This window comes from Kitasatospora sp. NPDC015121, assembly GCF_055562955.1.
On record NZ_JBVHEH010000005.1, the window covers coordinates 228100 to 247135 of the forward strand.

The 19036-nt window shown below is 73.1% G+C and carries 18 protein-coding genes; 11 read left to right on the top strand and 7 right to left on the bottom strand.

The features are described from left to right. Positions 1 to 50: 50 nt before the first annotated feature. A complete protein-coding gene (locus tag ACZ3J7_RS09105) occupies positions 51 to 989 on the bottom strand; it encodes a LysR family transcriptional regulator (RefSeq protein WP_465618386.1) in 939 nt (312 codons plus the stop codon). Positions 990 to 1059: 70 nt separating this feature from the next. On the opposite strand from ACZ3J7_RS09105, the gene ACZ3J7_RS09110 reads away from it, so the two are divergent. From ACZ3J7_RS09110 to ACZ3J7_RS09150, 9 genes are all read left to right on the top strand, one after another. After that, positions 1060 to 2160: an SLAC1 family transporter gene (locus ACZ3J7_RS09110; RefSeq protein ID WP_465618388.1), complete on the top strand. Its 1101-nt coding sequence runs from the start codon at positions 1060 to 1062 to the stop codon at positions 2158 to 2160. A 722-nt stretch (positions 2161 to 2882) separates the two neighbouring features. Further along, a complete protein-coding gene (locus ACZ3J7_RS09115) occupies positions 2883 to 4151 on the top strand; it encodes a helix-turn-helix transcriptional regulator (protein WP_465618390.1) in 1269 nt (422 codons plus the stop codon). Further along, on the top strand, positions 4144 to 5163 hold the full coding sequence (locus tag ACZ3J7_RS09120; protein WP_465618392.1) for a LuxR C-terminal-related transcriptional regulator: 1020 nt from the start codon (positions 4144 to 4146) through the stop codon (positions 5161 to 5163). The genes ACZ3J7_RS09115 and ACZ3J7_RS09120 overlap by 8 nt, the downstream gene beginning before the upstream one ends. Next, entirely contained in the window at positions 5156 to 6232 is a 1077-nt protein-coding gene (locus ACZ3J7_RS09125; protein ID WP_465618394.1) for a LuxR C-terminal-related transcriptional regulator, read from the top strand. The genes ACZ3J7_RS09120 and ACZ3J7_RS09125 overlap by 8 nt, the downstream gene beginning before the upstream one ends. Beyond that, positions 6225 to 6434, top strand: a complete 210-nt coding sequence (locus tag ACZ3J7_RS09130; RefSeq protein ID WP_465618396.1) for a hypothetical protein — start codon at positions 6225 to 6227, stop codon at positions 6432 to 6434. The genes ACZ3J7_RS09125 and ACZ3J7_RS09130 overlap by 8 nt, the downstream gene beginning before the upstream one ends. After that, positions 6427 to 7440 carry a LuxR C-terminal-related transcriptional regulator gene (locus tag ACZ3J7_RS09135; RefSeq protein WP_465618398.1) on the top strand — a complete coding sequence of 338 codons (1014 nt, stop codon included), beginning with the start codon at positions 6427 to 6429 and terminating at the stop codon, positions 7438 to 7440. The genes ACZ3J7_RS09130 and ACZ3J7_RS09135 overlap by 8 nt, the downstream gene beginning before the upstream one ends. After that, positions 7437 to 7847, top strand: a complete 411-nt coding sequence (locus ACZ3J7_RS09140) for a hypothetical protein (RefSeq protein WP_465618400.1) — start codon at positions 7437 to 7439, stop codon at positions 7845 to 7847. The genes ACZ3J7_RS09135 and ACZ3J7_RS09140 overlap by 4 nt, the downstream gene beginning before the upstream one ends. After that, the gene (locus ACZ3J7_RS09145; protein WP_465618402.1) at positions 7844 to 8857 is read left to right on the top strand and encodes a LuxR C-terminal-related transcriptional regulator; all 1014 of its coding nucleotides are present in this window, start codon (positions 7844 to 7846) and stop codon (positions 8855 to 8857) included. Before ACZ3J7_RS09140 ends, ACZ3J7_RS09145 begins: the two co-directional genes overlap by 4 nt. Continuing rightward, entirely contained in the window at positions 8854 to 9837 is a 984-nt protein-coding gene (locus ACZ3J7_RS09150) for a LuxR C-terminal-related transcriptional regulator (RefSeq protein WP_465618403.1), read from the top strand. The genes ACZ3J7_RS09145 and ACZ3J7_RS09150 overlap by 4 nt, the downstream gene beginning before the upstream one ends. Positions 9838 to 9845: 8 nt before the next feature. On the opposite strand, the gene ACZ3J7_RS09155 is transcribed toward ACZ3J7_RS09150, so the two are convergent. After that, the gene (locus ACZ3J7_RS09155; protein ID WP_465618405.1) at positions 9846 to 10466 is read right to left on the bottom strand and encodes a hypothetical protein; all 621 of its coding nucleotides are present in this window, start codon (positions 10464 to 10466) and stop codon (positions 9846 to 9848) included. Positions 10467 to 10843: 377 nt separating this feature from the next. Between ACZ3J7_RS09155 and ACZ3J7_RS09160 the strand changes: the two genes are divergently transcribed. Continuing rightward, a complete protein-coding gene (locus tag ACZ3J7_RS09160) occupies positions 10844 to 10996 on the top strand; it encodes a hypothetical protein (protein WP_465618407.1) in 153 nt (50 codons plus the stop codon). An 18-nt stretch (positions 10997 to 11014) separates the two neighbouring features. On the opposite strand, the gene ACZ3J7_RS09165 is transcribed toward ACZ3J7_RS09160, so the two are convergent. The 5 genes from ACZ3J7_RS09165 to dnaK form a co-directional block, all read right to left on the bottom strand. Beyond that, the gene (locus ACZ3J7_RS09165) at positions 11015 to 12004 is read right to left on the bottom strand and encodes a helix-turn-helix domain-containing protein (protein ID WP_465618409.1); all 990 of its coding nucleotides are present in this window, start codon (positions 12002 to 12004) and stop codon (positions 11015 to 11017) included. A gap of 203 nt (positions 12005 to 12207) precedes the next feature. Further along, positions 12208 to 12732 (bottom strand): heat shock protein transcriptional repressor HspR, encoded by a 525-nt coding sequence (locus ACZ3J7_RS09170; RefSeq protein WP_465618411.1) that lies wholly within the window; start codon positions 12730 to 12732, stop codon positions 12208 to 12210. Between the two features lie 7 nt (positions 12733 to 12739). Next, entirely contained in the window at positions 12740 to 13885 is a 1146-nt protein-coding gene (dnaJ, locus tag ACZ3J7_RS09175) for a molecular chaperone DnaJ (RefSeq protein WP_465618413.1), read from the bottom strand. A 136-nt stretch (positions 13886 to 14021) separates the two neighbouring features. Next, positions 14022 to 14612 carry a nucleotide exchange factor GrpE gene (gene grpE / locus ACZ3J7_RS09180; RefSeq protein ID WP_465618415.1) on the bottom strand — a complete coding sequence of 197 codons (591 nt, stop codon included), beginning with the start codon at positions 14610 to 14612 and terminating at the stop codon, positions 14022 to 14024. Beyond that, the gene (gene dnaK / locus ACZ3J7_RS09185; protein ID WP_465618417.1) at positions 14609 to 16456 is read right to left on the bottom strand and encodes a molecular chaperone DnaK; all 1848 of its coding nucleotides are present in this window, start codon (positions 16454 to 16456) and stop codon (positions 14609 to 14611) included. The genes grpE and dnaK overlap by 4 nt, the downstream gene beginning before the upstream one ends. A 310-nt stretch (positions 16457 to 16766) precedes the next feature. On the opposite strand from dnaK, the gene ACZ3J7_RS09190 reads away from it, so the two are divergent. Then, positions 16767 to 18980, top strand: coding sequence for a (Fe-S)-binding protein (locus ACZ3J7_RS09190; protein WP_465618419.1), 2214 nt, complete (start codon positions 16767 to 16769; stop codon positions 18978 to 18980). Positions 18981 to 19036: the final 56 nt, after the last annotated feature.

Sequence of the window (19036 nt, forward strand, 5' to 3'; positions counted from 1 at the left end):
CATGCACGAAGTTGAGTCTATTCCGCTCAAGTTTAACGAAGGCTTCGCGCTCAGTCCCTCCGAGGGCCGGAGCCGGGACCGGGACGGGCGGGCGCCCGGGTCAGGCCGAGCAGTTCGCGGGCCGGTCCGGCCGGGCGCTGGCCGGCCGGCCAGACCGCGCGCAGCGGGCGCTGCAGCTCCAGGCCCTCCAGCGGGACGGCGACCAGCCGGCGGGTGGCCAGTTCCTCGGTCACCGCCAGCTCGCTCAGGCAGACCGGGTCCGCGCCGGTCATCGCGGCGGCCTTCAGCGCCGTCGAGGAGGCCAGCTCCAGCCGGGGCGCGGCCGGGCCGCCGTACGGGGCGAGCGCCTCCTCCAGCACCTCCCGGGTGCCGGAGCCGACCTCGCGCAGCACCAGCGGGGTGGCGGCCAGCTCGGCGCCGGTGACCGGGGCGCGGCGGCGGGCCCAGCGGTGCCCGGGGGAGACCACCACCACCAGCCGGTCGGCGGCCACCACCGCGCCGGACAGGCCGGGCGGGGTGGAGGTGCCCTCGACGAAGCCCAGGTCGGCCTCGCCGGCCAGTACCTGGGCGGCGACGTCGTGCGAGTTGGCGGTGCGCAGGGTGACGGCGGTGCCCGGGCTGGCCTCGTTCAGGGCGAGCAGCCAGCCCGGCATCAGGTACTCGGCGACGGTCAGGCTGGCCACCACCCGCAGCCGGGCGTCCCGGCGGCCGCGCAGCGCGTCGATCCCGGCGTCCAGCGCCTGCGCGGCCTCGACCACCTGCCGGGCCCACTCGACCACCAGCCGCCCCGCCTCGGTGGGCCGGGAGCCGCGCGGCGAGCGCTCCAGCAGCGGCACCCCGATCTGCCGCTCCATGCCCTTGATCCGGGCGCTGGCGGCGGGTTGGCTGACGCCCAGCTCGGCGGCGGCCCGGCCGACGCTGCCCAGCCGGGCCACGGCGAGCAGCAGCTCCAGGGCGCCGAGCTCCGGGACGTGCGGGGAGAGGGCCATAGGCCCAGGCTATGCCCTCATAGCGGAGGGGTCGCTACCCCCGCCCCCGGAAGCGGCGGAGGGTGGAGCCATGGCAACCCTCCTCGCGCCGCGCGTCCGGCTGCGCTCCCCCGACCTCTCCCGGCTGGGTCCGAACTGGTACGCCGCCGTGATGGGCACCGCGATCACCGGCAACGCCGCCGCCGCGCTGCCGGTCGGGGTGCCCGGCCGGACGGTCTTCGCCGAGGGGGTCTGGACGCTCTCGCTGCTGATGCTGGCCGTCCTGCTGGCCGGCCGCGCCGTCCACCTGACCCGGCACCGCGAGCGGGCCCGGCGCACCCTGCTGGAGGACCCGTCCGCCGCCGTCTTCTACGGCTGCCCGCCGATGGCCCTGCTGGCCGTCGGCCACGGCGCGCTGACCGTCGGCGGCCCGGTGCTCGGCGAGCGGCCCGCGCTGGCGCTGGACGTGCTGCTCTGGACGGTCGGCACGGCGTACGCGCTGGCGGTGGCCGCCGGGCTGCCCTACCTGATGGTCACCCGGCACCGGCTGTCCGTGCTGGAGGCCAACCCGACCTGGCTGCTGCCGGTGGTCGCGCCGATGGTCTCCGCCGCGCTCGGCCCCGCGCTGGTGCCGCACCTGCCCGAGGGGGCGGCCCGCCAGGCGCTGCTGTACGGGTGCGTGGCGATGTTCGGCGCCAGCCTGCTGGCCACCCTGGCGCTGCTGCCGGTGGTGCTCGGCGGGCTGCTGCACGGCGGGCCGCCCGCGCTGGTGCTGACCCCGTCGCTGTTCCTGGTGCTCGGCCCGCTGGGCCAGTCCACCACCGCCGTGCACCAGTTCGCCGACGCGCTGCCGCTGGCCCTGCCCGGGGCCGGACCCGGCGCCCCGGCGGCCGCCCGCGGCCTGGCCGAGGTGTACGGCGTCGCGGTGATGGGATTCGCGCTGCTGTGGCTCGCGGTGGCGCTCGCCGCCACCCTGCGGGCGCTGCGCGCCGAAATGCCGTTCGCGATGACCTGGTGGGCATTCACCTTCCCGGTCGGCACCCTCGTCACCGGCGCCACCGCGCTGGCCCGGCACACCGGATTCGGCGGATTCACCGCCCTGGCCGTCGCGCTCTACCTGCTGCTGCTCGCCGCCTGGTCGGTGGCGCTGGCCCGGACCGCGGCCGGCCTGCGGGCGGGCCGACTGCTCTGAGCCCGGGCTCCGGACCAGGTCACCGCCGGTGCGGAGCGGGTGCGGGGCGGGGGCGGGGCGCTCGGCCGGACGGTGCGGAGCGGCCCGGGGGAGGGCGGCGCCGGTGCGGCCGGTATTCGGCGCGGGCGATTCCGGATCGGTGGATCCGGCAAAGGATTGCTGAATTCCGTTCCCGGGGAGTGACATTCCGGGCCGCCGCGACGCCACCGGCCGGGCGCCCCGCCGCCCCCTTCCGAATGTGTGTTCGGTAGAGGGGGGCAATACCGGGGAAAGCGGCATTCCGGGTGCCGCGCCGGAGTGTTTGCTGCAGGTTCCTGCACTTGCGGGAACCTGCACCCGGAGAGCACTTGTTCGGAGTTCGCCGCACTGTGAGGGTGTAGTCACGCCAGGTCGTCCGGGGCAGCCGCAGCCCGAGTCGGCGACTTGCTCTTCGCGTGGGGGCGACAGGTGCGTTCGTATCTGCGCAACGGGGGGAAGAGCACCGGCCGGCACGCCACGTGTGGTGGTGGCTGCCGTGACCGGATCGGTGAGGCGTTGCTGCTCCGCCTCGCCGAAGCGCCATGACGCTGGCGTAACACGAGCGGGTCCTCCGGGATCCGGGTGCCTGGCACCCGCCCCGGAGGACGCGCCCGTAGCGCGGATGGTGACTCCCGCCGTCGAGTCCGACGGCCCTGCTGGAATCATCATCCGCAAACGGAGGAACACGGCAGGGAGTGCTCGACGTGGCAGCGGACCACCCGAAGTCCGACCCGGGCCCCGCGACGTCCCGACCGGACGGGAGCGCGCCCCACCCGAACGGCCGGCCCGCGGACCAGGGCGCCGCGCCGCACGACACCGTCCCCGTACGGCAAGACACTTGGTACTCCGGCGGTGACAACGCGCCCGCCCAGAAGCGCACTTCGCCATCGGCGTCGCCCAACACCGGCCCCACGCAAAACACTTCGCCCCAGCCGGACGCCATCCCGCCGGGCGGCGCACCGTCGACCAGGCCCGACGGCCCGGCGTCCGATCCGGAGGCCGGCCTGCCCGAGGAGGACGCCAACCGGGTCTACCTGGCCGTCCTCGCCGCCGGCGGCCGGATCCCGCTCGACGCGCCCGCCCCGCTCGGCACCGAGCTCAGCCCCGAACGCCAACGAGCCCTGCTGGAACAGCTGGTGGCGATCGGACTGGTGATGCCCAACCGGATCGACGGCTGCTACGTCGCGATCAGCCCGCGCGCCGTCGCCGAACGCCTCGGCGCCGACCTGCGCTCCCGCGCGACCCGCCTGCTGCTCGACGCCGGCCGGCTGCCCGGCGCGCTCGCGCCGCTCGCCCGCGCCTACGACGCGGTGCCCCGGCCCGCCGACCGGACCAGGCCGGCCGTCTACGTCGACGGCCAGGAGGACATCCGGCTGCGGATCGCCCAACTGGTCTCCGACTGCCGCCTCGAACTGCTCAGCGCCCAACCCGGCCTGCGCCCGCCCGCCGTCCTCGAACTCGCGAACACCCAGGACCGGCGGACGCTCAGCCGGGGCGCCACCCTGCGCGCGCTCTACCAGCCGGTCGCGCTGACCGCGGACAGCGCCGTCCGGCACGCCACCTCGATGACCGAGCACGGCGCCCAACTGCGGGTCCTGGACGAGCCGTTCCGCCGACTGATCGTGATCGACCGGCGGATCGCGGTGATCCCCGCCGCCGAGGACCACAGCCGCGCCGCGTTCGTCGAGGACCCGGCCGCGATCTCCTACCTGGTGGCCGGCTTCGAACGCGACTGGGCCCGCGCCGACCAGGTCCACTGGCACGGCCTGGACACCCGCACCCTCACCCGCGCCCTCACCGACCGGGTCGGCCGGCTGCTCGCCCAGGGCCTGACCCAGCGCGCCGTCGCCTCCCGCCTCGGCCTGTCCGAGCGGACCGTCGCCGGGCACATCTCCCGGCTGCGCGACCTGTACGGCGCCGGCACCCTGTTCCAGCTCGGCTGGCTGATGAGAGGCGGCGGCGGACGTGGCTGAACCGACCACCACCCCCGCACCCGCGTCCCTGCCCGCGGCCGTGTCCCTGCCCGAGGCGGGGGCCGGGCCGATCGACGAGCCCGCCTGGCGCCTCTACCTGGAGGTCCTGGAGGCGGGCGGCCGGATCGCGGCCGGTTCCGTTCCGCAGCCCCGGCGGCCCGCCCTCGCGGGGCTGCTGAGCACCGGGCTGCTGGTGGCGGACGGCCACGACGGCGACTACCTGGCCGTCGACCCCCGGTTCGTCGCCGACACCCTCGGCACCCGGATGAACGCCGAGGCAGCCCGCCTGCTCAACCGGGCCGAACGCCTGGCCGCCGACCTCGACCCGCTGATCGCCGCCTACGACAGCGTGCCCCGCCAGGCCGCGCCCGCCCACGTCGACGAGCACGTCACCGGCCGCGAGCACATCCGCCAGCGGATCGCCCAACTCGGCGCCGCCTGCCGGGAGGAGGTGCTGGCCGCGCAGCCCGGGACCGCGCGGCCCGCCGCCCTGGAGCTGTCGCTGAGCCGGGAGCTGCCGGTGCTGCGCCGAGGCTGCCGGATCCGCACCCTCCACCAGCCGGTCGCCCTCGCCGAACCCGCCGTGATCCGCTACGCCGACACCGTCACCGCGGCCGGCGGCGAGGTCCGGCTGCTCGACGAGCCCTTCCAGCGGGCCCTGGTCTTCGACCGCGCCACCGTCGTGGTGCCGGCCACCGACGACCCCCACCGGGCCGCGGTGCTCTCCGACCCGGCGACGGTGGCGATGATCGTCGCCGCCTTCGAGCGCGACTGGGAGCGGGCCGAACGGGTCTGCTGGGAGCGCCTGTCGGCCAGCGCCCCGGCCCAGGCCACCGCCGACCGGGTCGGCCGGCTGCTCGCCCGGGGCCTGACCCAACGGGCGATCGCCGCCCGGCTCGGCCTGTCCGAGCGGACCGTCGCCGCGCACATCTCCCGGCTGCGCGACCTGTACGGCGCCGAGACGCTGTTCCAACTCGGCTGGCTGATGCGGAGGGGCAAGGACGATGCCTGACGCCCCGGCCCCACCGGCCCCCGGCCCCCGGGGCGCCGTGCCCGCCCCCGCCCCGTTCCCTCCCGCCGCGCCCCCGAGCGCCGCGCGCTCTTCCACCGCGCCCTCTTCCAGCGCGCCCCCGAATGCCGCGCCCTCGAACGCCGCGCCCACCGCCGCCGAGAAGGCGCTGTACCTGTCCGTGCTGCGGGCGGGCCGGGTCGCGCTGCGCGAGCTGGTGGAGCAGGACGCCGCCGCCACCGCCCGGCTGCTGGAGCTCGGCCTGCTGAGCCAGTACGTCGACCAGGAGTGGGTGGTGGCGGTGAACCCGCGGATCGCCACCACCCGGCTGGTCGCCGCACTGCGCGCGAGCGCTGGCGACCTGCTCGCCCGGGCCGAGCACTCGGGCACCGGCCTGGAGGAGCTGGCCGACGCGTACGAGGCCGCCCAGCAGCGCACCCGGATCGCCCACGTGTTCGGTCAACTGCCGATCCAGCAGCGGCTGCTGGCGATCGAGTCCGACCACTGGGACGAGGCGCTGGCCGCCCAGCCCGGACCGCGCGAGCCGGAGTTCCTCACCGAGAACGTCCGGATCCGGGCCGCCCTGGCCCGCGGCGCCACGGCCGACGTGCTCTACCAGCCGGTCACCCGGCACAGCCCGCACACCGTCGCCTACGCGGCGGCGGCCACCGACTGGGGCATGCGGCTGCGAGTGCTGGACGAGCCGTTCGCCCGGATGATGATCTTCGACCGCCGGATCGCGGTCATCTCGACCACCATGGACAACCGCAGCGGCGCCGCCTTCATCGAGGACCGCGCGGTGGTCGACCACCTGGCCCGGCTCTTCCTCCGCGACTGGGAGCGCGCCGTCCGGGTCCCCTGGTTCGACGAGGTGGGCCGCGAGCTCCCCGAGGTCCTCGCCCGGGTCGGCGAACTGCTCTCCGCCGGGCTGACCCAACGGGCGATCGCCTCCCGCCTCGGCCTCGGCGAGCGCACCGTCGCCGGCCACATCGCCCGGCTGCGCGAGCGCTACGACGCCGACACGCTGTTCCAACTGGGCTGGCTGATGCGGGACGGGGGACGGCATGGTTGAACGGGCAGCGTTCCGCCGGGTCCTTGACGGGGCCTTCGCCCGGGTGATCATCTTCGAGGGCGAAGCGACGGCCGTCCCCACCGCCGGCGCCGCCCTCCCCCTCCCCTTCCCCAGCTCCGAGGATCCCGCCGTGGTCGACCGACTGGCCGCCGTCCCCCCACCGCCCGGCGCCCCCGCCCGGAACGGCGGCCGCCATGGCTGAACCGACGGCCGACGCACCGGGCACCGCGCCGGGCACCGCGCCGCTCGGCGCGGCGGGCCCGCTGCCGGACCCCGCGCCGAGCGCCGCCGAGAAGGCGCTGTACCTGTCCGTGCTGCGGGCCGGCGGCCAGGTCTCGGTGCGGGAGGCCACCGCGCAGGACGCCGCCGCCACCGCCCGGCTGCTCGCGCTCGGCCTGCTGGTCCAGCACGACGAGAGCGAGCAGCTCACCGCCGTCAACCCGCGCACCGTCAGCTGCCGGCTCAGCCGGGGACTGCGCGAGGCCGGCACCCGGCTGTTCGAGGCGGCCGAGCACGTCCCCGCCGGGCTCGACGCCCTCGCCGACGCGTACGACAGCGCCCCCCGCCCCGGGGACGGCCGGCGGCAGATCACCCACCTGCTGGACGTGGACCGGATCCGGCACCGCCTGCTGCAGATCGAGGCGGACTTCCGCGAGGAGGTGCTGGCCGCCCAGCCCGGCCGCCGCCCCGGGGTCTACCTGGAGAAGAGCGCCCGCACCGAGAAGGCCCTGGCGGGCGGCGCCCGGATGGACATCCTCTACCAGCCCGTGGTCAAGTCCGACCCGGCGGTGGTCGACTACGCGGTCCGGGCCACCGGCTGGGGCATGCGGCTGCGCTCCCTGGACGAGGACTTCACCCGGATGCTGATCTTCGACCGCCGGGTGGCGATCCTCTCCGCCTCCGCCGACAACCGCACCGCCGCGTTCGTCGAGGACCCCGTCGTGGTCGACCACCTGGTCCGTCTCTTCCTCCGCGACTGGGAGCGCGCCGAACGCGTCCCCTGGCACGACCTTGCCGGCGCCGGCGTCCCCCCGACCGCCGAACAGATCGGCCGCCTCCTCGCCGCCGGCCTCACCCAGCGGGCGATCGCCACCCGCCTCTCGCTCTCCGAGCGCACCGTCGCCGAGCACATCGCCCGCCTGCGCGAACGCTACGACGCGGCCACCCTCTTCCAACTCGGCTGGCTGATGCGGGAGTCCAGCCGGTGAGCGCCCGCCTGCCGAGCGACGCCGACCGCCGGCCCCACCGCGCGGTGCCGGCCCGGGCCGGCCGGGTGCCGCCGCGCGAGGCGGTGCGGCAGGACCCGGACGCGACGCCGCGGCTGATCGAACCGGGCCCGCTGGTGCGGTCGCGACCCGACCGGTCGCTGACGGCCGCGGGCGCCTCCCCGCGCACCCGCTGCCGGCCCGGTGCGCCGAACCACCGGCCGACCGACCCGTACGCGGCCTCCGCGACCCGCGCGGGCGAGCGCCTCCGCGTCCAGGACGAGCCCCTCACCCGCCCGCCGGCCCCCGACCGCCGCACCGGCGCCGCCCGCACCGCCCGGCCGCGCGGGCACCACGGCGCGGCGTCGCTCCGCCGGCCCGGCCGGCCGGTCCGGGAAGGAGCCCGGTGACCGGCCGGCTGCCGAACACCGCTGAACGCGCCCTGTACCGCGAAGTCCTCGCCCAGGCCGGCTCGGTGGCGTTCGGCGAGGCGATGCAGCAGGACGCCAGGGCCACGCTCGGCCTGATCCGGCTCGGCCTGCTGGTGCACGTCCACCAGGACGGCACGGTCACCGCGGTCAACCCGCGCTCGGTCACCGAGCGGGTCAGCGCGGGCCTGCGCGAGGCGGCCGCCCGGAAGCTGCTCCAGGCCGAGCGGACGGCGTCCCGGCTGGAGGACCTGGTGCAGGCCTACGACGCGGCACCGCGCCGGAACGAGCCCGACCGGACGGTGACGCGGCTGGTCGGCGGGCAGCAGATCCGGCACCGGATCATGCAGATCGAGTCCGAGATGCGGGACGAGACCCTGGCCGCGCAGCCCGGCGGCGCCCGTCCGGTGGGGCAGATGGGGCAGGCCCTGGAGCGTTCGCTGGAGTTCCTGGCCCGGGGCATCGAGCTGCGCACCCTCTACCAGCCGGGTGCCGCCGCCGACCCGCCCACCGTGGAGTACGTGGCGAACCTGGCGGACGCCGGCGAGCGCTTCCGGGTGCTGGACGAGCCGTTCCAGCGGATGGTGATCTTCGACCGCAGGGTGGCGGTGGTGATCGCCTCCGACGACGAGCGGGCGGCCGTCTTCGTCCAGGACCCGGCGGTGCTGGCCACCCTGGTCGACCTGTTCGAGCGCGACTGGGCCCGGGCGGAGCGGGTCGACTGGCAGGCGCTGGCGGGCCGGCCGCGGGAGAGCGGCGTGCCGCCGGAGCTGACCGGGCTGCTCGCCGCCGGGCTGACCCAGCGGGCGATCGCCTCCCGGCTGGGGCTCTCCGAGCGGACGGTGGCCAGTCACCTCGCCCGGCTGCGTGAGCTCTACGATGCGGAGACGCTGTTCCAGCTCGGCTGGCAGCTGCGCGGGGTGGCCGGACGACCCACCGCACCGCCGGGGCGACGCCCGGGGCGGGCGGGTGAGAAGGAGTGGGACCTGTGAGCGAGTCGAGCGGAGCCGCCCTGCCGAACGAGTCGGAGCGGCGGCTGTACCAGCAGATCCTGGACCAGGGCGGCCGGGTGTCGTTCCGCGAGGCGGTGGAGCAGGACCCGACCGGGGTGCTGCGGCTGATGGAGCTCGGCCTGCTGCTGCACGACCCCGCCGACCAGGCGCTCACGGCGGTGAACCCGCGCGCGGTCAGCGACCGGATCAGCGCCGAGCTGCGCGCCGAGGGCACCCGGATGCTGCTGCGCGCCGAGGAGATGCCGACGCTGCTGGAGGACCTCACCCACGCCTACGACGCGACCCCGCGCCGGGCCGACCGCTCCAGCGTGGTGCAGCACGTCGACCGGAGCGAGCAGATCCGGCTCCGGGTGCGGCAGTTGGCGAGCGAGGCGTGCGAGGAGGAGCTGTCGCTGCACCCGGACGGGGCCGGGCCGGCGGACCTGCTGGAGGAGGGGCTGGAGCGCACCCGGCGCTTCCTGGAGCGCGGCGCGACCATCCGCACCGTCTACGAGCCGACCGCGCTGCTGGACGCCACCACGGTGCGCTGGGCGGAGAGGGTGACCGGCTGGGGTGGCCGGTTCCGCACCCTGAGCGAACCGTTCAGCAGGATGCTGATCTTCGACCGCCGGATCGCCGTCGTCCCGGCGTCGGCCGACAACTCCAGTGCCGCGTTCATCGAGGACCCGGCGGTGGTCTCGTTCCTGGTCGCCGCCTTCGAGCGGGACTGGGAGCGGGCCGATCGGGTCCAGTGGCGCTCCGCCGGACACGAGCCGGGGGGCGAGAGCGTCGTCCCGGTGCACGAGCAGGTGGGCCGGCTGCTCGCCCAGGGCCTGACCCAGAAGACCGTCGCCGCCCGGCTGGGCCTCGGCGAACGGACCGTCGCCGCGCACATCTCGCGGCTGCGCGAACTCCACGACGCGGAGACCCTGTTCCAACTGGGCTGGCAGATGCGGGGAGCCGGGGAGCAGGGTTCCTGACCGGTCGGTCAGCCGGTGGCGATCTCGGGGGACCAGAAGCCGTACGGGCCGGTGGCCTCGCGGCGCGGGCGCGGGAACTGCTCGCCGGGCGCGGTCCAGAAGCCGCCGCGCAGCGACAGCGCCATCCCGGCCCAGTCCAGCGCGGTCTCCACGGTGTGGTGCAGCGCCTCCTGCGACCAGGTGTCGTCGAAGACCAGCGGCAGCACCGGGGAGACCTGCTCGATGGTGGCGATCAGCGGGTTGTGCGTGATCGCCTCGTCCACCAGCAGCACGATCGGCTTGCGCAGCGCGGAGGCCCAGCCGAGTTCCAGGCTGACCCCGGCCGACAGCGGCGCGCCGACGTACGCGAAGACCAGGTCCGCGCTCTGCATCGCCCGGAAGTCCGACGGCACCCGCTGCTCCGGCGCCCGCCCGGCGATCGTCCACGCGTCGCTGTGGTGCGCGCTGTACACCGCCGCCCCGCTGTCCAGCAGGGTGCTCCGCAGCGTGGTCAGCCGGGTCCGGCTCGCCAGGGTCACCACACTGTCCGCCGGCCCGGTCAGCCGCATCAGCGGCGCTGCCAGGAAGACCCGTGCCCGGCGCCCCTCGGCTCGGTGCTGCGTGGGGGGTTGGGAGTACTGCTCAGACATGATGACTCCGGGATGGGTGCCGCGGGGTGTTCCGCCCCCGCGAAGTGGTGGTGATCCTTCGGAATGCTGCTCGGCATTCGACTAGCTGGTTGGCTGTTTCCGCATGAACATGCCGCACATGAGCGCCCCCGTACTTTCGCCGCGCACTCTGCTGGAGAGTTCACTGATCGTCCCTGTTCGGTTACGTCGTCGTCCACAGAAGGACCGTGGCATCTCGATGCCTGGCAGAGAGATGACGCACCTGAAGGGGACGTCCTCTGGCTATCCGTGCGGCGGTTACGGCATTATGGGCCACGCTGTGTGATTTGAGGATCGCCGAAACGGGCGAAGTCACAGACCGAGAGGATGAGAGGGGCGGTATGTCTCGCATGCGCCGAGTGGCCAGGATCGTTCTGATCTCCTTCGGGATCGGTGCCTTGTTGGCGTTCGGTGGGGCCAGTGCCTCCGCCGACACCATCTGGAACGTCAAGGCGCCCGATCGCGCGCAGAGCGCGCCGGTGATGTCCCGACTCGACACGATCTGGAACTGAGGTCGGCCCCCGCCGGGGTCAGTCGGGCTCCTTGGCCTGGCGGGCCAGCGCGTAGCCGAGCTGGAACAGCGACTCCACGCCGTACTCCTCGCGCATCTCCGCGATGTGCCGGGCCAGCGTGCGTTCGCTAATGCCCAATCGCCGGGCGATCACCCGGTGGTTCACGCCCGCCAGCATCAGGTCGATGATCGCCTGCCGCATCCCGGATACCACTTCATGGGGCACCACCCGGGTGCCGTCGAAGTCGAGGGCCCTCCCCCATATCCGGTCAAATACCTCGGTCACCAAATAGTTCACGATCGCTTGATCGTGAATGAACGCGGCCAGATTGAGATCCTCCGCCACCGGGAGCACCGCGATCCGCCGGTCTATCACAATCAGCCTGGTGTAGGGCTCGTCGGAGGTGCGGAAACGGCCGCCGGCCTGGTTGATGGTGGAAACGTAGTCCCGGGTCGGCGCGTGGTAGCGGGTGCTCGGGTGGTAGATCGTCCGGAGCACGATGCCCCGCTCCAGGGTCTCCAGATCGCGCTCGATGATCCCGGACAGCGCCTCGGAGGGACGGGGGCCGCCGGGCTGGGCCGCCAGGATCTCCTCCTTGGCGCTGGCGACGGTCTGCTGCACCCGCTGGTTGATCAGGACCTTGCCGCGCACGTACTCGATGCTCCCCCCGCCCTGGTCGGGCGAGTGGAACGCGGTGGCGAGGTCCTGCAGGTCGGCCCGGAGCGCGGCGGCGCGGGTGAGCAGGTCGAGGGCCTGCCGCTGCCAGGTGTCGCTCAGGCCCTCGGACAGCTGCTGCGGGTCGACCGCCACCACGACGTTCGGGTCGTCGATCTCGGGCACGAGCAGGCCGATGGTCAGCAGTTCGTCCAGGGCCGGCTGCGAGGTCTCGTCGAAATCGACGGTCGAGAGCCGCCCGTTTCCGTGGAGCGCGGACCGGAAAAGGGCACGTGCGTCGTTCGAGAGGAAACTGAGGTTGCCGACGGCCCTGATCCCTGCAGATCCTCGCATGTGCGGCTCCCTGGGGCTGGTGCGGACGTCTCGTGGGCGGTGTGACCGGGTTCAGCGATCGTAAGTGTTCCGGTACCCCGGAGGGGGCGGCATTTTCCGCTCGCGGGACGACGCCTGGCGGGGTCGGCTGTACTTTCTCACGGAACCGAGAACCGCCGTCACCCCCCGAATGGTAGGGGTGACGGCGGTTCGGTGTCGCTGGATCAGCGCTTGGGCCGCCACACCACCAGCGCGCTGGACTGCTGGACCTGCTGGTACGGGACCAGGTCTCGGCGGTAGGAGGCGTGCACGGCGGCCTCGCGCTGCTGGAGGGTGGCGGCGGCGCCCTCCAGGGCGTCGACGAGCTCGGCGACCCGGGACTGCAGGGCGGCGACCTGGTTCTCCAGTTCGATGATGCGCTTGATGCCGGCCAGGTTGATGCCCTCGTCCTGGGAGAGCCGCTGCACCTCGCGCAGCTGCTGGATGTCCCGGGAGGAGTAGCGGCGGCCGCGGCCGGCCGTGCGGTCGGGGCTGACCAGGCCGAGGCGGTCGTACTGGCGGAGGGTCTGCGGGTGCAGGCCGGAGAGTTCGGCGGCGACCGAGATGACGTAGACCGGGGTGTCCTCGGTGAGGACGTACGGCGGGGCGGCGGCGCGCGGGCGGCCGGCACCGGGCAGGCCCTCGCCGAGGCCGGGACCGGGGCCGATCCGGCCGGTGCCGTCGGGACTGCTGTCGGGGTGTGGGCTCATCGGGATCTCACGCTCCCTCCGCCGCCTTGAACAGGGCGGCTCGCGGGTCGTCCGAGGCGGTGGCCTCGCGGTACTGCTCCAGGGCGGTCAGCGCGTCGCCGTCGACGTGCTTGGGCACCGCGACCTCCACGGTGACCAGCAGGTCGCCGCGGGTGCCGTCCTTGCGGGTGGCGCCCTTGCCGCGGGCCCGCATGGTGAGGCCGTTGGCGCTGCCGGGCGGCAGCTTGAGCTTCACCGCCGGGCCGTTCAGGGTCGGCACCTCGATGGTCCCGCCGAGCGCGGCTTCGGGGAAGCTCACCGGCACGGTCACCGTGAGGTTGTCGCCCTTGCGCCCGAACACCGGGTGCGGCTCGACGTGCACGCTGACGTACAGGTCGCCGGGCTGGCCGCCGCGCTCGCCCTGGGCGCCCTTGCCCTTGAGCCGGATCCGCTGGCCGTCCTGCACCCCGGCCGGGATGCGGACCTGCATGGTGCGGGCCGAGGAGGCCCGGCCGCTGCCGTGGCAGACGGCGCACGGGTCGTCGACGATCATGCCGCGGCCCTTGCAGTCCCGGCAGGGCTCGGAGAGCGCGAAGGCGCCCTGGCCGCGGCTGACGGTGCCGGCGCCGACGCAGGTCGGACAGACCCGCGGCGTGGTGCCGGCCTTCGCGCCCGTCCCGGCGCAGGCGCGGCAGGGGGCCTGGGAGGTCATCCGCAGCGGAACGGTGGCGCCGTCCACGGCCTCCTCGAAGTTCAGCGTGACCTCGGTCTCGACGTCCGCGCCCCGGCGCGGCTGCGCGGTCTGCCGGCCGCCGCGGTTGAACAGGCCGCCGAACACGTCGCCGATCCCGCCGCCGCCCGGCGCGCCGCCGTTGAACAGGTCGCCGAAGTCGAAGCCGCCGGCCGCCCCCGCCCCGCCGGGCCGGAAGCCGCCGCCCGCGAACAGCGAACGGGCCTCGTCGTACTCCTTGCGGCGCTTCTCGTCCGAGAGCACGTCGTACGCCTCGGAGATGTCCTTGAAGCGCTCCTCCGCCTTGGCGTCGCCCTTGTTCGCGTCCGGGTGGAACTCCCGGGCCAGCTTGCGGTAGGTCTTCTTGATCTCTGCGGCGGTGGCGTCCTTGGGCACGCCGAGGACCTTGTAGTAGTCCTTCTCCACGTAGTCCTTAGCGCTCATGGCCTTTGACCGCCACCTCCCGGAAAACCGAAGTTCTGTTGCCTGCCGGCACCGCGGTGCGGTGCCGTGATACGGCGCTGCGGAGCCGGCCGCCGTACTGGACGACGTACGACTCCGCAGCGCACGGGGACTCCACTCAGCTGTCGGACGAACCGTCGGCCTTGTCGCCGTCCGGCTCGCCGGTGGTCTGGGTGCCCGGCTGGGGCTCCGCGACCGCGACCATCGCCGGGCGGATGATCCGCTCGCCGATCCGGTACCCCGGCTGGAGGATCTGCACGCAGGTGTCCTCCGTGACGTCCGACGAGTAGCTGTGCATCAGCGCCTCGTGGATGGTCGGGTCGAAGGGCTCGCCCTCCTTGCCGAACTGCTGCAGCCCGAGCTTGGCGACGACCGTCTCCAGCGACTCGGCGACCGACTTGAAGCCGCCGGTCACCTCGCCGTGCTCGCGGGCCCGGCCGATGTCGTCCAGCACCGGGACCAGCGACTCCAGGATGTTGGAGACGGCGATCTCACGGACGGTGGAGCGGTCGCGCTCGACCCGCTTGCGGTAGTTCTGGTACTCGGCCTGGAGCCGCTGCAGGTCGGCGGTGCGCTCACTGGCCTCGCGCTTGGCGGCGGCCAGTTCGTCGGCACCCGCACCCGCGACGGCCTCTTCGGCTGCCTTGAGCACGGCCTCCTCGGCGGCGGAGTCGTCGCCGGGCTGCTCGCCCTGCGGCTTCTCCGTCATGCCGCACCACCCTTGGGCTTCTCGTCGTCGACGATCTCGGCGTCGACCACGTCGTCGTCCTTGGCGCCCGCTTCGCCGGCACCGGCCGCGCCGGCCGCCGCGCCCGCGCCGTCGGCCTGCGCGTACAGCGCCGCGCCGAGCTTCTGGGCGGTGGTGGAGACCTTCTCGGTGGCGGTGCGGATTGCCGCGATGTCCTCGCCCTTGAGGGTCTCCTTGAGCTCGCCGATGGCGGTCTCGACCTCGGTCTTGACGTCGGCCGGGAGCTTGTCGGCGTTGTCCGCGATGAACTTCTCGGTCGAGTAGACGAGCTGCTCGCCCTGGTTGCGGGTCTCCACGGCCTCGCGGCGCTTGGTGTCCTCCTCCGCGTAGCGCTCGGCCTCCTCGCGCATGCGGTTGACCTCGTCCTTCGGCAGCGAGGAGCCGCCGGTGACGGTCATCTTCTGCTCCTTGCCGGTGCCGAGGTCCTTCGCGGCCACGTGCATGATGCCGTTGGCGTCGATGTCGAAGGTGACCTCGATCTGCGGCAGGCCGCGCGGGGCCGGCGGCAGGCCGGTCAGCTCGAACATGCCGAGCTTCTTGTTGTACGCCGCGATCTCGCGCTCGCCCTGGTAGACCTGGATCTGCACGGAGGGCTGGTTGTCCTCGGCGGTGGTGAAGATCTCCGAGCGCTTGGTCGGGATCGTGGTGTTGCGCTCGATCAGCTTGGTCATGATGCCGCCCTTGGTCTCGATGCCGAGGGACAGCGGGGTGACGTCGAGCAGCAGGACGTCCTTGACCTCGCCCTTGAGCACGCCGGCCTGCAGGGAGGCGCCGATCGCGACGACCTCGTCCGGGTTGACGCCCTTGTTGGCGTCCTTGCCGCCGGTCAGCTCCTTGACCAGCTCGGCGACGGCCGGCATGCGGGTGGAGCCGCCGACCAGGACCACGTGGTCGATCTCGGACAGCTGGATGCCGGCGTCCTTGATCACGTTGTGGAACGGGACCTTGCAGCGGTCCAGCAGGTCGGCGGTGAGCTGCTGGAACTGGGAGCGGGTGAGCTTCTCGTCCAGGTGCAGCGGGCCCTCGGCGGAGGCCGTGATGTAGGGCAGGTTGATCGAGGTCTCCGAGGAGGAGGACAGCTCGATCTTGGCCTTCTCGGCGGCCTCGCGCAGACGCTGGACGGCCATCTTGTCCTTGGACAGGTCGACGCCGTGGCCGGACTGGAAGACCTTCACCAGGTGGTCGACGACCCGCTGGTCCCAGTCGTCGCCGCCGAGGTGGTTGTCGCCGTTGGTGGCCTTGACCTCGACCACGCCGTCGCCGATCTCCAGCAGCGACACGTCGAAGGTGCCGCCGCCGAGGTCGAAGACCAGGATGGTCTGGTCGTCCTTGTCCAGGCCGTAGGCCAGGGCGGCCGCGGTCGGCTCGTTGACGATGCGCAGGACGTTCAGGCCCGCGATCTCGCCGGCCTCCTTGGTGGCCTGGCGCTCGGAGTCGTTGAAGTACGCCGGGACGGTGATGACGGCGTCGGTGACCGTCTCGCCCAGGTAGGCCTCGGCGTCCCGCTTGAGCTTCTGCAGGACGAAGGCGGAGATCTGCTGCGGCGTGAAGTCCTTGCCGTCGATGCCGATCTTCCAGTCGGTGCCCATGTGGCGCTTGACCGAGCGGATGGTGCGGTCGACGTTGGTGACCGCCTGGCGCTTGGCCACCTCGCCGACGAGCACCTCGCCGTTCTTGGCGAAGGCGACGACGGACGGCGTGGTCCGAGCGCCCTCGGCGTTGGTGATGACCGTGGGCTCACCGCCCTCAAGAACACTGACGACGGAGTTCGTCGTACCGAGGTCGATGCCGACCGCGCGTGCCATCGTGAATACCTCCGAGGAGAAGTTGAGCAGTACGGACTCAAGGATGCACGACCGATCCCAAGACGTCAACGGCTTTGAGTCCGCGTCGCTCAACTTTACTGAGCGCTTATGTCGCCGGCGGGGCGGGGGGCTGCTCCGGGCGGGTGAGTCTGGGCTTAGTGACTGCCGCCATACCTTGAACATCTTCTGGTGGGGTGTTAACGCGCGGTAATGTCCGGCGCGTCGACCCTTTAAGTTACCGACGAGTACACTCCGGGGAAGACCGGGAAGACCGGGACAACCGGACCAAGCCGCTGGAGACGGAGAGCCGATGCAGCTAGCAGCGATCGTCATCTCGCTGGTCACCTTCGTGATCGGCACCGCGCTCGCCGCCCGTGCGGCGCTGTACATCTACAAGGTGGTGCGCACCGGCTCCGCCGACGCCACCCGCTTCGGGCAGCCCGCACAGCGGGTCGCCACCGTGGCCAAGGAGTTCCTCGGCCACACCCGGATGAACCGCTGGGGCGTCGTCGGCGTCGCCCACTGGTTCGTCGCGGTCGGCTTCTTCTCCCTGGTCCTCACCCTGGTGAACGCCTTCGGCCAGCTCTTCGACGCCGAGTTCGTCCTCCCGGTGATCGGCCACTGGCTGCCCTGGAACGTCTTCGTCGAGCTGATCGGCACCCTCACCACCCTGGGCATCCTCACCCTGATGGTGATCCGCCTGCTCAGCCTGCCCTCCCGGGCCGGCCGCAAGTCCCGGTTCGCCGGCTCGATCGCCTGGCAGGCCTTCTACGTCGAGTACACGATCCTCGGCATCGGCCTGTGCATCATGATGCTCCGCGGCCTGGAGGGCGCCCTCGAAGGCGTCGACTCCTACGACCCGGCCTACCTGGTCTCGTACCCGATCGCCGCCGCCTTCCACGGCACCGCGCACGGCACCCTGGTCAACCTGGTCTACCTGTTCGCGATGCTGAAGATCTGCATCTCCTTCGCCTGGGCGATCACCATCGGCGTCAACCCCTCGATGGGCGTCGCCTGGCACCGCTTCCTGGCGTTCTTCAACATCTACTTCAAGCGCGAGGACGACGGCGCCACCGCGCTCGGCGCGCTGCGCCCGATGACCAGCGGCGGCGCCCCGATCGACTTCGAGGACCCGGCGGACGACGCCGTCTTCGGCGTCTCCCAGGTCGAGCACTTCTCCTGGAAGGGCATCCTCGACTTCTCCACCTGCACCGAGTGCGGCCGCTGCCAGTCGCAGTGCCCCGCCTGGAACACCGGCAAGCCGCTGTCGCCCAAGCTGCTGATCATGAGCCTGCGCGAGCACGCCTTCGCCAAGGCCCCCTACCTGCTGGCCGGCGGCGGCAAGTCCATGGAGGGCGAGGAGAAGGCCACCGCCGAGCAGCTGGCCGGCGTCCCCGCCGCCGCCCTCGCCGAGGCCGAGCGCCCGCTGATCGGCACCGCCGAGGAGAACGGCGTCATCGACCCGGACGTCCTGTGGTCCTGCACCACCTGCGGCGCCTGCGTCGAGCAGTGCCCGGTCGACATCGAGCACATCGACCACATCGTCGACATGCGCCGCTACCAGGTGATGATCGAGAGCAGCTTCCCGACCGAGGCCGGGACGATGCTGAAGAACCTGGAGAACAAGGGCAACCCGTGGGGCCTGGCCACCAAGGCCCGGCTCGACTGGGTCAAGGAGCTCAAGAAGGAGACCGGCATCGAGGTGCCGGTGATCGGCGAGGACATCGACCCCGCCGAGGTCGAGTACCTCTACTGGGTCGGCTGCGCCGGCGCGCTGGAGGACCGGGCCAAGAAGACCACCAAGGCCTTCGCCGAACTCCTGCACACCGCGGGCGTCAAGTTCGCGATCCTCGGCAAGGAGGAGACCTGCACCGGTGACTCCCCGCGCCGCCTGGGCAACGAGTTCCTGTTCCAGATGCTCGGCGCGCAGAACGTCGAGACCCTGAACGCCGCCCTGGAGGACGCCCCCACCAAGCGGATCGTCGCCACCTGCCCGCACTGCTTCAACACCATCGCCAACGAGTACCCGCAGCTCGGCGGCCACTTCGAGGTCATCCACCACACCCAGCTGCTCCAGCACCTGATCGACGAGGGCAAGCTGCTGCCGGTGAACCCGGTGGAGGGCCTGATCACCTACCACGACCCGTGCTACCTCGGCCGGCACAACAAGGTCTACACCCCGCCGCGCGAGATCATCGGCAAGGTGCCCGGCCTGCGCAACGAGGAGATGCACCGCCACAAGGAGCGCGGCTTCTGCTGCGGCGCCGGCGGCGCCCGGATGTGGATGGAGGAGCGGATCGGCAAGCGGATCAACACCGAGCGGGTCGACGAGGCGCTCTCCCTCAACCCGGACATCGTCTCCACCGCCTGCCCGTTCTGCCTGGTCATGCTCTCCGACTCGGTCAACGGCAAGAAGAACGAGGGCGCGGCCAAGGAGCACCTGAAGGTCGTCGACGTGGCCCAGCTGCTGCTGGAGTCGGTCAAGGCCGCCCCCGCCGCCGAGGCGGAGCCGGTCGACGCCTGACCCCGCGCCGCCCGCACCACCCGGACCCCGGCCGCCCCCACGGGCCGCCGGGGTCC